Origin of the sequence: Actinomadura rubrisoli, from assembly GCF_004349215.1 — a bacterium.
Classification (GTDB): Bacteria; Actinomycetota; Actinomycetes; order Streptosporangiales; family Streptosporangiaceae; genus Spirillospora; species Spirillospora rubrisoli.
In genome coordinates this window covers 21,590-35,510 of the sequence record NZ_SMKU01000004.1, presented here as the reverse complement: position 1 = coordinate 35,510, position 13,921 = coordinate 21,590, and the positions used below count along the sequence as shown (strand labels likewise).

The window sequence follows — 13,921 nt, the reverse complement described above, 5'->3', positions numbered from 1 at the left end:
GCGCCGGTCCGGGTTCGGTCGCCGTATCTGGTGTCCAGCCTGTGAAAGCCTGGGTCGGCGTCGATGGCTGATCTGGGGGTTGGGGGTGGACCTGGTTGTTCGGTATTTGAACCGGTCTGACCTTCTTTTGGATCTTGAACACACGGCCCGGAACCTCCAGAAGAGCCTGACTGATTCAGTAGAGGTGTCGGCCAGCGTCCGCAGCCAGCCCAACCCAGATGGAGGGGCATCCCGCCCCCGTTTGGACACGCGCCTCTCCGAGAACGATATCCGTCAACTCGTCCAGCGATACAAGGGTGGTGAGACGGCGACCAGCTTGGCCGGTGAGTTTGACATCAGCCGCACGAGCATTAAACACAGCCTGCGCGAGCAGAAGGCTCGCCGATGCGATCAGCCTTAGTACGACAACGACAGGTTGTAACGTGAAGGTTTGATTCGGCGTTTATCACGGTGTGATGATGGATGTGGCGTTGGGGTGGTCGGCTGGGTTCGAGGCGTTCGTGGGTCGGTTCGCCGGCCGGTTCCCGCGGGTGGAGGCGCGCCGTCGTATGGTCTCCTACGTGCGGGGACTGCTGAGCGAGACCGAGCGCAAGAACGGGTGGACGCTGGCGGAGACCGCGGGCGAGGCCGGCCCGGAGGGCATGCAGCGTCTGCTGAACTTCTATTCGTGGGACACCTGCGGTGTCCGCGACGATGTCCGCGACGTCGTGGTCGAATGCCTTGGCGATGCACAGCAGGGCGTGCTGATCGTGGACGAGACCGGTTTCCTGAAGAAAGGGAAGAAATCGGCGGGCGTCGCTCGTCAGTATTCTGGCACCGCAGGTCGGATCGAGAACTCTCAGATCGGTGTGTTTCTGGCGTATGCGTCGTCGGCTGGGCGGGCGCTGATAGACAGGGAGTTGTACCTTCCCAAGGAATGGACCGGTGACCGTGAACGCTGCCGGGAGGCCGGAGTCCCCGATGAGGTGGCGTTCGCGACCAGACCAGCGCTGGCGCAGCAGATGATCGAACGTGCGGTGCTGGGTGATGTCCCGTTCGGGTGGGTGACCGCGGATGAGGCATACGGGCAGGACACCAAATTCCGGCTGTGGCTGGAGGCCGGCGACATTTCGCACGTGGTGGCGGTACCCAAGTCGGCGATGGTGGTGTCGATGACGTTGAGCAAGATACGGGTCCACCAGGTCGTCGTGGACTTGCCGGACGGGGCGTGGAAGCGTCTGAGCTGTGGTGATGGCGCGCGGGGATTCCGGGTGTCGGATTGGGCGGCGACCGAGATCCGTCCGTTGCGGCGGAGCGGCTGGGGTCATTGGCTGCTGGCTCGCCGCAGCATCATCGATCCTTCCGATCTGGCCTTCTACATCTGTTTCGGGCCCGCCGACACCCCGATCGAAGAGCTGGTCCGGGTGGCCGGAAGTCGGTGGGCGATCGAGGAATGCTTCCAGACCACGAAGAACGAGACCGGGCTCGATCACTACCAGGTCCGCGGCTATCAAGCGTGGTACCGCCACATCACCTTGTCCATGGCTGCCGCAGCTTTCCTCGTCATCGTCCGCGAAGCCGCTAAAAAGGGGCTTCAGAGCCAGCCGGACTACCGCCCTTGATCGCGTTAAGCGTGAACGAGACACGCCGGCTGTTCAACCGCATCACCGCACCGATCACCCACAGCCTCGACCACATTCTGCATTGGTCGGCCTGGCGACGACATAGCCAGAAGCGTGCCCAGATCAGTCACTACAAGAGACGCGCACATCACAACCTGTCGTTGTCGTACTAAGAGGGAGTTTTGTTAGGGTCCGTGGCGGTTCATGGTGAACAGTCCGGGCTTGGGTTCGGTGAGGATGCCTCGGTCGACCAGGCGCTTGAGTTTGGTGCGCATGTTCTCAGTGTGGCGGGGTTCTTCTCCCAGGTGCAGGGCGCGGCATACGTCCTTGACGTGCAGGCCGTGCTCGGCGGCGGTGAGCACCTCCAGGATGTCCTGGTAGGCGGCCGGCAGTGCGGTCGGGTCGGCTGAGCGGTCGGCGGGTTCGGGGTCGGTGATCTCCAGCAGGGTTTGGCGGGTCAGGCGCAGCCGGTCGAGCCGTTCTCGGGCCGTTTGGTGACCGGCGGTCAGCTCGGTGATCTGGGCGTCGATGCGTTCGATCTCCTCGCCGGTGTCCTGTTCCTGCTGGTCCAGGTACCGCAGCAGCTTGGCGGGCAGCACGGGCCGCCTCACGCCGCCGACCCGGTGGACGCGGTGGGGGTGCGCCAGGTGGGGGTGCGGGTGCCGGTCAGGCGCCGGGTCATGTTGGCCGTCATCGCCCAGTAGACGCGCCATTCGGAACTGGCCACCGAGCGCTCGTAGTCGCGGACCAGCCGCCGGTGCCACATCAGCGTGCCGTTGACCTTCTCGGCGATCCATCGTTTGGGCAGCGGCGTGAACCCCGGCGTCGCGGGATCGCGGTGCACCACCCGGACGGTGATGCCCAGCGCGGCGCCGTGGTCGGCCACGGCGTTCTTGAACCCTGCGTCTACCCATGCGGTGCGCACCGAGGGGTTGTCCAGGACGACCCTGTCCAGCAGCCGGGTGCCTATGGCGTTGTCGTGGACGTTGGCGGCGGTCACCGCCACCGCGATCACCAGTCTCAGCACGTCGGTGGCCAGGCCACGTTTGCGGCCCCGGGACCTCTTGCCCGGATCCAGCCCGGTGGTGTCGGCCGGAACGGTGGCCGCGGCGTGCACGGTCTGGGTGTCCATGCTCACCGCGCTGGGGTCCTCGCGCCGCCCGGCCCGCTCGCGGACCTGGCAGCGCAGCAGGTCGTGGACGGTCTGGTCGGTGCCGTCATCACGCCGGCGGTAGAAGTAGTACTCCACCGCGGTGTGCGCAGGCAGGTCGTGCGGCAGATAGCGCCACTGGCAGCCGGTGCGCTCCTGGTACAGGATCGCGTTGATGATCTCCCGCATCACATACCGGCCCTGGTGCCCGCTGACCGAGCGGTGCCGCGCCTTCCATGCGGTGATGATCGGCTCCAGCAGCGCCCACTGCTCATCGGACAGATCGCTGGGGTAGGGCTTGCGCTCGGCCATGCCGCCAGTCCAGCCCACCCGCTATCGACGTCAACCCCGCGCTACCAGATCCTCACCGAACCACAGCCCACGCAAGGGCAATCCATCACAAGACACCCTCTCAGAACGGCCGCTTGTGTGATCGGGGACTTCGTGGGTTGTCGGACAGCTTCGGCATCCCCGGCGTCCATGGAAGAACGACTTCATCAAGCATCACGGGATCGTGAAGTGCAACCGAGGGTGTCCGGGCTGTTGGAACCGGTTCGATTACCGCGCATTGCTGGTGTTCAGGACGGTTTCGATTTTAGTGTCGACCTCGCCGATATTTTAGGGCTGTCCGCTCCACCTTCCCGGGCCGCCTCTGAAGGAGGTTGCTCTTGACTCCATCGGGAGGCTTGCAAGTAAATTGTCAGTTTGGTTGGCTGTGTCGTAGATGGCTATGGGGTGCCGGTGGTCGAGATTCGGGCGGAGTTTGCCGCATTCAGCGAGGCCGAGCGCGCCTTCCGGGAAGCCTTACGCCAGTTCGAATCCATCCTGAACGCCTTGGAGAAGGAACTGGATCGGACACTGGCCCAGTGGGATGGCGATGCCAAGCAAGCCTATGCGGTCGCTCATGCCCGCTGGGACAAGGCCGCCCGCGACCTGCACGCCGAGCTGGCACGGTTGCACAAGGGGATCGGCCGCGCCCACCGCAACTTCCGCAGCGCCAGCGACACCAATGTACGCATGTGGTCGGCATGACCCGTGTCCGCATCAACACCGATCTCGTCCACACGGCAGCCAAGCACGTCGCGGCGGCTCAGAACGGGACGGGCAGGGCGTGGACGACCCTGGCCGGAGCTCTGACCGACAGCAAGGGCATGGCCGGCAATCCCGTCAAGGACCAGGCCGCCGCCAGGTTCGTCGCCGCCTACGACTCGGCCGTGCAGGTGGCCTGGCGGGCCTTCGGCGCCATGCACGCCTCCACAGGGGACATGTCTCGTGGCCTCACCCAAACCGCCAACAATCACGCCAAAGCCGATCGCGCCTCCAGGATCGACGGCGGGTTCTCCATGGTGCCCCGCCAAGGCTCGTTCCTCGATCAGCTCATGGGGTTCCAGGTCTCCGGCCCCCTGACCGTTCCCGCTCCGCCTTCGGCCGCAGGGCCGGGCAAGTCCCCACCACAATCGCTGTTGAGAAAGTTGACGGGTATCGAGATCGTCGACATCTCCGATCATTGGCCGACCGCGGACTCCACCGCACTCGCCGGCGCCGCCCAGGCATGGAGGAGCGCCCATGACGCGCTGATCGGAATCCGCGGGCGGCTGGTGACCGAGGTCCGGTCGGTGACCGACCAAGGCGACGCTCCCGATCTCGACGCCTTCGGCGGCTACTGGGCCCGGCTCTACCGACCCCGCACGCCACGGACGCTGTACGAAGGGCTGCCTGAACTGTGCGCGGGAATCTCCAAGGCCTGCGCCGACTACAGCTTCGCCGTGATGAAAGCCCAGATCCAGTTCGGTGATGCCGCCGCCAACCCCATCGCCGCTGTCGTCGAAGTCGCCGCCATGCGCGCCGCCCTCGCCCAAGCGGCCGCAAGACTGCTACAGGCGGTCAGCGTGATCGCGGTCGGTGCCCTCGGCGAGCACCTGATCAGCTCTGTCACCATCGGTGCCGCCCACGTACCGCGCCTGCGTGTCCTGGAGGCCGCGACCGAGAACGAGGGCGAGAAGAAGGGGGAAGACGAGGGAGGTCTGTCGGAGCGGGACGTTCACGGAGCGGGACGGACCGCGGAACGAGGCGTTGACGAAGACTACGTCTGGGAGAACGGCGAGCTCTATATCCAGAGTGACGGCCAGTTGGTCCGGGTACTGGATAATGGCAACGGTACGTATGATGTGGTGATCCGGGATCCTTCGAATCCCAGCGGGCAGTCGACGACCGTCCTGAAAGGCGCTACGGAGCGGTACTTGCAGACTAAGATCGACAAAGGGCTGTGGCAGTGATGGGCCAAGAGAGTGATCAGCCGCGCCTTACCAAGAGACTGCGCTGCTGCGTCTGCGGTGACGACACGGCCGATGCCTCCGATTACGTCCAGATAACCCTGACTGCGGAGCCGAGCGCGGCACAGCAGGTGCTCGGCGCGCACGCCGAGCACCTGAACCAGATCCTTGCACCCGGATTCAGTGTCGAGGTTCACCTCATGTAGAACCGCAAAACGAGGTACTCCGCTGAGATTTCCTAGCCAGGACCCGTCGCCGGCCGCTTCGCAGCCGGGTCCAGCCAATCATCTTGCTCTGCCCGAGAACTCGGTTTCGTGTCGTGACTTGGGCTTCGCTGCGGGATCAGTGTCCTGCCTGGGACCGTCTCGTGGTGCTGCTTTGGTCGGGCCTGTCCAGGGAGGTCGAACTCCTGGTACTGCGGCGTGAGAACCAGGTGCTACGTCGGCCGGTGCGTGGCCGGCCACTGGGAGATCACCCGAACGGCTCTGGTTGGCGGCGCTGTGCCGGCTAGTCCACCGCCGGCGGCGGGCTGAGTTGTTTCCGGCCGTCCCGGCTACGATTATGCACTGGCACTGAGCGTTTTCCATCATCAGTTTGAGCTGGCCAGGTGTAGGCAGAGGACGGCTTGGACCAGGCCGGTGATGCGGCTGGGTGAGCAGCGGAGCCTGCGCAGGAGCCGCCATGTCTTGAGGGTGGCGACGGCCGGTTCAGCCAGGGCCCGGATCTTGGCGTTGGACCGTTTGACCGCCTGCTGACCAGCCAAAAGCGTGTCCCATCGGCTGCGGTAGGAAGGCGGACGGTTCCGCCGGCGTCGGCGGGCGGGGCGAGTATTCGGTCGAGGTTGTCGGCCAAGGTCCTCGATGCGCTGCCGGGACTCGGCCTGCCGCCGCGCCGACCCCGACCGACCACACCCCAAGCAGTCGCCATAGCGGCCGGACACCGGCTACGACCCGCAACACACGTGCCAGGAAACGGCTCGACAGCGCCACCCTCAACCGTGTGACCAGACCACCGGAACCTCGTGACATCACCCGCACCCGCCCGCATCATGATCAGATGGCCCGACTCCGCGACATCGTCATCGATTCCGCGCACCCAGCCGCCTCAGCCCGGTTCTGGGCAGCAGCCCTGGACGAGTACACCATCGCCCCATACGACCAGGCCGAACTCGCACGACTGCGCAACAACGGAATCACCGACCCAGAAGACGACCCGACCGTGCTCCTCGAACCACAAGACACAGGCCCTCGCCTGTGGTTCCAACTCGTCCCAGAACCCAAGCACACCAAGAACCGCGTACACCTGGACCTGCTGGCCACCGACACCGAAGCCGAGATCCTCCGCCTCACCGAACTCGGCGCGACCGTTCACACCCGCCATGAGGAACACACCGTCCTAAGCGACCCCGACGGCAACGAGTTCTGCCTCTTCCAGGGAAGATGAAAGTCCCTCAGCCGGAACTACACCCCGCTCACATCGCGCCCGCCTTCGGCGGAATCGGCTTGGGCGGTCAACGGCTGGTGTTCTAGTCATCTCCTTGCAAGGGAGCCGTCCCGGTCGAGTCTTCCCGCCGAATCAGCGGAGTGCGGGGAAAGCCCGGCCTTGCGGGTGGCGTTGCAGGACGGCGGCGCCGTGATGATCGAGGCCGCGCACTACCTGGTGGCGACCGGGTCGACGCCGTTGCCCGGCCTGGCGCAGGCCGGACATCTGACTTCGACCACGGCGATGGAGTTGGGCCGGTCGCCCAAGCCCAGCGCCATGCTCGACCCCTGATCCAGAGCCTGCCCCTAGGCGGCCGGGCGACTGGTCTTGCTGCAAGCCCGGTGTTTCCTTCGCGGCGGCGACAATTCAATGAACTGGCTCTGGGGGCGCAGCGATGCCGCTGGCGGGTCCGGCGGCCGACGTGTGGCGGTGGCCGAGTCTTCGGCGATGGAAGGAGCTGTTGACTCACGAAACCGGCTGTCCCGATGTGCCCGGTTGGAGAGGGGTGAATTCCAGCAGCTGGAATTCCACGGTCGTTGTGGCGGTGGAACGTTGCTCATGGGCGGAGGTATCGATTCGGTACTGCCGGCGCGCCGCGATTTCGTCGAGGCGCGTTCGGTTCCTCAGGTCGGAGAAGCCGAGGTAGAGGCGTCCGCCTGGCCGCAGGTGTCGGCCGGCTCCGGCCAGGTAGCGCTCGTGGCTGTCGTATCCGGGGTCGAAGAAGGCGCGGGCGAGTTCTGACGGGTAGGCGGCGTCGGCCGGTGCCTCGACGAAGTTGGAGTTCCAGAAGATCAGGTCGAAGGCGTCGGTGTCATCGAGCGCCTCGAACATGTCGCTGTGCAGGACTCGGACGCGGTCGGCCACGCCGTGCCGTTCGGCGTTGAGCCTGGTGTTGTCGACCGCGGCCGGGTTGATGTCAAGAGCGGTGACGGATCGGCATCCGGCCAGTGCGGCGGTGACGGCGGTGAGCCCGGCTCCGCAGCCGACCTCCAGCATGGAGCCGCCGGACGGGTAGCGCAGCCACCGTGTGAACAGGCTGGTCGAGGTCGCGTAGACGGGGGCGTAGACCTCGGGAAGCAGGTCCCAGTCCCGGTCGAGCATTGTGAAGACGCGAGGACGCTCGGCGGAGCGGTGTCGCTCGATCAGGCCGGTCAGCTCCGTCGCGTCGTCGTTGGGCGGTCCGGGCTTGTGCATGGCTTCCTCGGTGGAGGTTGATGGTGGCGCCGCTTTGCGACGATGGCGGGGGCGACGGCCGCGGCGGCGTGCACCGCGGCCAGCAGTATCCAGCCGGGTTCGCCGAGAGCGAGGACCACGCCGGTCATGAGCAGCGGTCCCGCGGCTCGGCCGGTCGCCCGGCCCAGGCCGAACGCGGCGAGATAGGTGGTGCGCTGGTCGGGCGGGGCGATCTCGAACGAGAGGGTCCATGCCGACCCGACCTGGAAGAGTTCGCCGATGGTGAGGGTGATGACGGCGGCTGCCAGGACGGCGACGGTGGCGGTGCCCGAGACCGCGGGGGCGGCCGCGAGACCCAGGCTCGCCGTGGCCAGACAGAGCCCGGCCAGCACGTAGCCGTGCAGTGCCTGCCGCGGTGTACCGGCCCGGACGCTGATCGGATATTGCAGGATGATGCAGGTCACGGTCGCGGTGGCGTACAGGATGCCGACGAGGCTGACCGGGGCGTCGGTCCGGGTGATCAGCCAGAGGGGGAAGGCGATGTTGAGCATCGGCTGCCACAGGCACATCACGGAGTCGTAGGCGGTCAGCGCGAGCAGCCTGGTGTCGCGCAGCACCCTCCAGCGGGCCAGGGCGTCGCGAGGGCGGGGGGACGGTCGTCCGGGGAGCTTGCACAACAGGGCCGCGGCTGCGATGAAGGCGGCGGCGTCGGCGAGCAGGAGCACGTGGAAGACGTGCTCCAGCCCGACGCCGAGGAGGATGCCGGCGCTCAGACCGCCGATGCTCAGCCCGACGTTGATCACCGAGCGGTGCACGGCCAGGACCCTGGTGCGCCGGTCGATGCCGGTCAGATCACCGACCAGTGCCTGGATCAGCGCGGGGGCGGCGTGGTCGGTGACGGCGATCAGGACACTGACCGCCAGGAAGCCCCACCATCCATGGACGAGCAGGAAGCAGGCGGTGGCGGCCGCCCGCATCAGGTTGATCAGGACCAGGACGTTGCGCGGCCCGTATCTGTCCGCCAGCCGTCCCACCGGCAGTACCGCCGCCATCGCCACCACCGCGGCGATGGTCAGCCCGGGACCGACCTGGGCAGGGGTCAACCCGACGACCTTCACGAAGAACACCGTGGAGACGGCGAGGAACAGTCCGGTCCCCACCCACTCCACGAGCGCCGCGGCCAGAAGCCACGGCAGGAACGCACGGACGCGTTCGAGCAGCGACGCGATCAAGTGAGTGCTTTCGCGATCGGGTCGCCGGACCGTTCCGCCAGCGTCGCGACGTCGTCGAGGACGCCCCGGACGAGAGCCGCGCCTTCCGCCGGGCGGAACACGTCGCTGCGGAACTCGCCGCCCCACCACATGCGGCCGTCGGGCTCCTCCATGAGCAGCAGGTGCAGGGGCAGGGCGCTCGCGGCGATCCGGTAGCGCTGGAAACGAAGGGTGAACTCCTCCGGGCGCGGGTTCTCACTCGGACCGGCCGATTCCGGCGGAACATGCTGGACGGTGATCTGAGCGCTGACGACGTTCCGATCCTCGGCCGCCTCCAGCAGTTCGAAGTAGGCAGGGCCGGAGTGATCGATCAGGTCGAGCATTCGTGCCTGCACGGTGTGGACCACATCGATCGCCGATTGCTCGGTAGCGACCGGTACGACCAGCGGAAGGCGGTTGGAGAACAGGCCGACGGTGTGCTCGTAGTCCGGGAGGCGCGGCCCCAGGTGCGAGACCAGCAGGACACGCCGCGCCACGCCGGTGCGGTGTCGCAGTGCCGCGGCGAGCAGCGCGACCGCGACCACATAGGTCGACGCCCGCGCGGGCCGCGCGATGCGGCGCAGATCGTCACGGAACGACCGCGGCGTCGGGTGATGCCGTTCGATGGTGTCCAAGGTGGTCGCGGGGCCGATGGCCGACCCGAGGAGCGGTGCGGGCGACACGTCATGGAGGGTCTCTACCCACCATCGCAGTTCGGATCGGTGCTGTGCCGTACTGCGGCGTTGCGCCTCCGCCTCCACGTAAGCGGTGTACGGCGGGGAGGTGGGGACATCGGCGAGCCCGCCCGTCCGATAGGCGTGCCCGAGGTGGCGGACGACCAGGGCCGCACTCCAGCTGTCGGCGACCAGGTGATGAACGGTCAGCATGAGCAAATGCTCGGTGGGGGAGAGGCGGAGCAGGAGCGCCCGCACCGGCCAGTCACGGCCCAGGTCCAGGTAGGTCGACGCCTCCCGCTCGCCGTACATGGTGATCAGCTCGGCGGTGGTGGGCCCGTCCAGGCCGGTGAGGTCGATGAGCGGGAGCGGCGGTGACGAGGGCGGCTCCCGAAGGGTGGCGACCGGCGCGTCGGGCGCGCCGGTCACCCGCAGCCGCAGCTGATCGTGGTGGGTGATGACGGTCCGCAGCGCTCCTCGCAGCCGATCAGGGTCGAGCGGGCCGTGGACGGCGTAGGTCGCGGAGATCTGCCTGCTCGGAATGCCCGGGTTCGCCGCCACTTCGAGCCAGGAGTACCGCTGCTTCGCCGACAGCGGGACCTGGACCTCCGCCGGGCTCACCTGGCGGCCCGCCGTTGCAAGGCCGTGGCGATGCCACCGAACGTCGGGTTCTCCAGGACCTCGCGCAGCGGCAGGTCGACGCCGGTGGCCTTCTCCAGCCGGCCGATCAGCCGCACGACCAGTACCGAGTGCCCACCGGCATCGAGGAAATCCTCCTCGGCCTCGGCGGGGCCCCGTCCGAGCAACTCCTCCCAGCACGTCGCGAGCGCGCTCTGCAACGGCCCCCGGGGCGTCAGCGTCCGCGCCGCGACCGGCCGTTCGGCGTCCGCGGCGAGATCGGCCAGCCGCGTGCGATCGAGCTTCCCGGCGCTGTTGGCCGGCAGCGCGGCGACCCGATGAACACGTGAGGGGACCATGTAGTCGGGGAGCCGCTCGCGCAGATACGCGCGTAACGCCGCGATCTCAAGATCCTTCGTGCCGGCCACGCAGGCGATGAGGACGGTGTCGCCGGCCGGCGGTGCGGCGTGGACACCGGCCGCCGTGACGTTCGGGGCCTCGGCGATGGCCGCCTCGACGTCTTCGAGCACGACCCGGTAGCCGCGCACCTTGACCTGGTTGTCGAGCCGTCCGATGATCTCAAGCTGACGGTCGGCGCTCCAGCGGCCGACGTCTCCGGTGCGATGCAGCACCGAGCCGTCCGGCATACGGACGAACCGCTCGGCACTGTCGGGGGCGTCGCCGAGGTAGCCGAGGGCCAGCGGGGGACCGGCGACACAGACCTCGCCCCGCACGCCGATCGGTACCGGCCGCAGATGCCGGTCCCGCACGCTCAGCTCGGCTCCGGCGACCGGCCTGCCGACCGGGACGGTCACCGCGTCCTCGGCCAGCCGCGCCGTATCGAAGGCGGCGGTGTTGGAGGCGGTCTCCGTCGCCCCGTAGAGGTTGAGGAGGGTGGCGCCGGGCAGCCGGCGTCGGAACCGGTGGACGAGGTCCACGGGCAGGGTGTCGGCGCCGCTGGTCACCAGTGCGATGTCCGGCGCGGCGGACGTGCGGCCGTCGAGCTCGTCGAGCAGGCCGGTGATGAGCTGCGGGGTGAGGTAGAGGTGGGTGACTCGCCGGTCCAGCACGGCGTCGGTCAGGAGCACCGGGTCGAGCAGCTCGTCGCGGCGCAGTGAGACGGAACGTATCCCCTGAAGAAGGCCGCCGAGCATCTCCCAGGGGGAGGCGACCAGCCCGTAGGACTTGTGGATCAGGACCGCGGCGCCGGTGGGGAAAGGGTGGTCCGTCCACATCCACCGCAGCCGGTTGAGCACGGCGCCGTAACCGATTCGCACCGCCCTGGGGGAACCGGTCGTCCCCGACGTGCTGACGACATGGAAGACCCGCGACCCGTCATCGTCTGGGGGCGGCGCCTCGGGCCTTGCCGCATCGCCGAGACCGGCCTCGTCGGCCCAGACCGTCGGTAGGTGGTGAGTGGGCAGGCGATCCAGGTGGTCCTGGACGATGAGCGCGACGGGTGCGGCGGCCGAGATGAGGGCACGCTGCCTGCGCCGGGGCAGGTCGGGATCGAGTGCAAGGTAACCGGCCCCGGCCTTGATGAGGCCCAGCACGGCGACGATCGCGACTGGACCGCGCTCCACTGCGAGGCCGACCAGGTGGCCCGGTCGCACGCCGACCGCCTGCAGATCGGCCGCGATCGTGTCGCTCCAGTCGTCCAGCTCGCCGCGGGTCAGCTCCTTGCCGGCATGCTGGACCGCGACGGCGCGCGGGTCGGCCCGCACCTGTCGCGCGAAGAGTTCCGCGAGGACCGCGCGGGGGTGGACGTCGTCGAGAAGGCCAGGGTCGTCGAGATCGGTCATTTCTGCTCCCCGTGAGTGACCTCGGTCAGCGCTAGGCGATGCGCCGCCGGAAGGAGATCGACCGTGCTGATCGATAAGGCCCCATCGGCGGTCATCGCCTCTATGGCGGCGAGCACGCTGTCGAGAAGTGCCTCGGCGAGCTCGTCGGTGAGGACGTCCAGCTGGTAGGCGAGCTGGAGCAGATAGGCATCCGGCCCGTGCTGCTGCACATAGAGCGTGCAGTCGTACTTGGTGAACCCCGTGTCCAGTTCGGTGAAGGACCAGTGCGCGCCGTCCACGTCGATGGCTCCCGCCGGGTAGGTCAGCATGTTCAGCATCGTCTGGGATACGGGAGTCCGGCCGCTTCTCCGCGTGGGATGTGAGTTCTGCAGCATCCAGCCGAAGGGGTAGCCGGCCGTTGAGTAGGCGTCGGCGACCTTGTTCCGCACGTGTCTCAGGTGCTCGGCGACGGGCCTTCCGGGGGGCATGTCGATTCGCAGTGGCAGCATGTTCAGCGTGAACGTCGGCACGTCGATCCGGTCCGGGCCGTCGCGGTTGGCGATCGGCGCGCCGACGATGACGTCGTCGGTGTCCGCGTAGTAGCCGAGGGCCAGCGCGTATCCGGCGAGCACCACCATGAACGGCGTGCAGCCGGTGGCCCGGCACGTCCTGCGGAGGTCGGCGTACCGGTCGCCGGACAAGGCGCGTTCGACGATCCGGCCCCGGTAGCTCGGTGGCGGGCGGCGGGGCCCGGGGGACGGGAGATCGAGGATCGGAAGCTCTCCTCCGAGCTCCTGGCGCCAGTGGTCGCGGGCGCGGGCCATCTCGGGGCCGCGCAGCTCGTCGGTCCGGCGGTCGAGGAATCGCTCGTACCTTCGACGCCGATGTGGATCGGGCGCGGACGCGTCATCGCGGTACAGCACGCCCATGCGCTGGAACAGGATCGTGGCGCCCCATCCGTCCAGGAGCACCTCGTGCATGGTCACGAGGAGCCGGTGGTCGTCGGGAGCGAGGCGGAAGCCACGTATTCGCAGGATGGGCTCTCGGTCCAGGCGGAACGGTCGTGCGGCCTCGGCCGCCGCGTCCGCGCGGAAGGCCTGCTCCGGCGCCGGCGTATCCTCCAGATCGGTTGGATCACCGAGAGGGATCGTCCAGTGCGGGAAACTCTGGACCGGCTCACCGTCGTCTTCGGCGATCCGCGCCGTGAGGTTCGGGTTCTCGGCGAGCAACGTCGACCACGCTCGGGCCAGCCGTTCCCACTCGACCGGCCCGTCGATGCGCAGCACGCCCTGATAGCTGTAGTACGGGTTGTCCGGCTCCAGCCGCCAGTGGAACCTCCTGCTCGGGGGTGAGCCGGCGCGTGCGGACGGGGCGTGGCGTCGTCCCGGCGCCCGGACGTTCCGCACCCGCGTGATCTTCCCGCTCATCGATGGGCCGCAGCGACCGGGCGAGCTCGGGGATTCCGCCGGCCAGGAGAATGTCGCGGACCCCGACGTGGTAGCCCGCGTCCCGCAGCCTGCTCGCCAACCTCATCGCCTGCAGCGAGTCGCCGCCCGCCTCGACGAACGACTCGGCCGCGTCGAGCGCGTCCGGCCGGGGAAGCCCCAGCACCTCGGCCATCGTCGTCGCGACCAGTCGCTCACGGTCGTTCGCCGGTGTGCCGGGCGACTCGCCGCGCTTCTTTCGAGGTCGTTCGGGTTGCGTTGCGGGTGACGGTAACGCGCTGTAGTCCACCTTGCCGTTCGGCGTCGTGGGAAGAGCGTCCAGCGCGACCCAGCGACGCGGCACCGCCGAGTGCGGCAGGCGATCGCGCAAGAATCGGCTGATGCCTCCGGTGTCGGCGTGCGCGCCCACGTAGTAGCCGACGAGTTCGGGGGAATCGGGTAGGGCGAGGCGCGTCTCCCGTGCGACGAGCGCAC

At 68.0% G+C, this 13,921-nt stretch carries 15 protein-coding genes and 1 pseudogene; 7 read left to right on the top strand and 9 right to left on the bottom strand.

All coding sequences use genetic code 11. The features are described from left to right. Positions 1–85 precede the first annotated feature (85 nt). Both E1298_RS51685 and E1298_RS02195 read left to right on the top strand, forming a co-directional pair. Positions 86–400, top strand: coding sequence for a helix-turn-helix domain-containing protein (locus tag E1298_RS51685; protein ID WP_165975260.1), 315 nt, complete (start codon positions 86–88; stop codon positions 398–400). 55 nt (positions 401–455) lie between these two features. Continuing rightward, positions 456–1,601, top strand: a complete 1,146-nt coding sequence (locus E1298_RS02195; RefSeq protein WP_207944384.1) for an IS701 family transposase — start codon at positions 456–458, stop codon at positions 1,599–1,601. Between the two features lie 185 nt (positions 1,602–1,786). Here E1298_RS02195 and E1298_RS02190 read toward each other — a convergent pair whose 3' ends face one another. Next, positions 1,787–2,212, bottom strand: coding sequence for a hypothetical protein (locus E1298_RS02190; protein WP_131889031.1), 426 nt, complete (start codon positions 2,210–2,212; stop codon positions 1,787–1,789). Further along, positions 2,209–3,063: an IS5 family transposase gene (locus E1298_RS02185; RefSeq protein ID WP_131889030.1), complete on the bottom strand. Its 855-nt coding sequence runs from the start codon at positions 3,061–3,063 to the stop codon at positions 2,209–2,211. Before E1298_RS02185 ends, E1298_RS02190 begins: the two co-directional genes overlap by 4 nt. A gap of 423 nt (positions 3,064–3,486) precedes the next feature. Between E1298_RS02185 and E1298_RS02180 the strand changes: the two genes are divergently transcribed. The 3 genes from E1298_RS02180 to E1298_RS02170 are packed head-to-tail and all read left to right on the top strand — an operon-like array spanning position 3,487 to position 5,230. Next, complete coding sequence (locus E1298_RS02180) at positions 3,487–3,783, top strand: WXG100 family type VII secretion target (RefSeq protein WP_165975259.1); 297 nt, start codon at positions 3,487–3,489, stop codon at positions 3,781–3,783. Next, complete coding sequence (locus tag E1298_RS02175) at positions 3,771–5,027, top strand: hypothetical protein (protein ID WP_165975258.1); 1,257 nt, start codon at positions 3,771–3,773, stop codon at positions 5,025–5,027. The genes E1298_RS02180 and E1298_RS02175 overlap by 13 nt, the downstream gene beginning before the upstream one ends. Further along, a complete protein-coding gene (locus tag E1298_RS02170; protein ID WP_207944383.1) occupies positions 5,018–5,230 on the top strand; it encodes a hypothetical protein in 213 nt (70 codons plus the stop codon). Before E1298_RS02175 ends, E1298_RS02170 begins: the two co-directional genes overlap by 10 nt. 383 nt (positions 5,231–5,613) lie before the next feature. Here the strand turns inward: E1298_RS02170 and E1298_RS02165 are convergent. After that, a pseudogene (locus tag E1298_RS02165) lies at positions 5,614–5,834 on the bottom strand (IS5/IS1182 family transposase); the annotation flags it as partial. 246 nt (positions 5,835–6,080) lie between these two features. Between E1298_RS02165 and E1298_RS02160 the strand changes: the two are divergent. Further along, a complete protein-coding gene (locus E1298_RS02160) occupies positions 6,081–6,467 on the top strand; it encodes a VOC family protein (RefSeq protein ID WP_131889027.1) in 387 nt (128 codons plus the stop codon). Between the two features lie 165 nt (positions 6,468–6,632). After that, positions 6,633–6,797 carry a hypothetical protein gene (locus E1298_RS02155; RefSeq protein ID WP_207944382.1) on the top strand — a complete coding sequence of 55 codons (165 nt, stop codon included), beginning with the start codon at positions 6,633–6,635 and terminating at the stop codon, positions 6,795–6,797. A gap of 174 nt (positions 6,798–6,971) precedes the next feature. Here E1298_RS02155 and E1298_RS02150 read toward each other — a convergent pair whose 3' ends face one another. The 6 genes from E1298_RS02150 to E1298_RS50080 are packed head-to-tail and all read right to left on the bottom strand — an operon-like array spanning position 6,972 to position 13,736. Further along, the gene (locus E1298_RS02150) at positions 6,972–7,700 is read right to left on the bottom strand and encodes a methyltransferase domain-containing protein (protein WP_131889026.1); all 729 of its coding nucleotides are present in this window, start codon (positions 7,698–7,700) and stop codon (positions 6,972–6,974) included. Beyond that, positions 7,658–8,911, bottom strand: coding sequence for an MFS transporter (locus E1298_RS02145; RefSeq protein ID WP_165975257.1), 1,254 nt, complete (start codon positions 8,909–8,911; stop codon positions 7,658–7,660). The genes E1298_RS02150 and E1298_RS02145 overlap by 43 nt, the downstream gene beginning before the upstream one ends. Further along, the gene (locus tag E1298_RS02140) at positions 8,908–10,224 is read right to left on the bottom strand and encodes a condensation domain-containing protein (RefSeq protein ID WP_131889024.1); all 1,317 of its coding nucleotides are present in this window, start codon (positions 10,222–10,224) and stop codon (positions 8,908–8,910) included. Before E1298_RS02140 ends, E1298_RS02145 begins: the two co-directional genes overlap by 4 nt. After that, a complete protein-coding gene (locus E1298_RS02135; RefSeq protein ID WP_131889023.1) occupies positions 10,221–12,023 on the bottom strand; it encodes a non-ribosomal peptide synthetase in 1,803 nt (600 codons plus the stop codon). The genes E1298_RS02140 and E1298_RS02135 overlap by 4 nt, the downstream gene beginning before the upstream one ends. Continuing rightward, a complete protein-coding gene (locus E1298_RS02130) occupies positions 12,020–13,288 on the bottom strand; it encodes a condensation domain-containing protein (protein ID WP_165975249.1) in 1,269 nt (422 codons plus the stop codon). Before E1298_RS02130 ends, E1298_RS02135 begins: the two co-directional genes overlap by 4 nt. Continuing rightward, entirely contained in the window at positions 13,179–13,736 is a 558-nt protein-coding gene (locus E1298_RS50080; RefSeq protein WP_341770586.1) for an acyl carrier protein, read from the bottom strand. The genes E1298_RS02130 and E1298_RS50080 overlap by 110 nt, the downstream gene beginning before the upstream one ends. Positions 13,737–13,921: the final 185 nt, after the last annotated feature.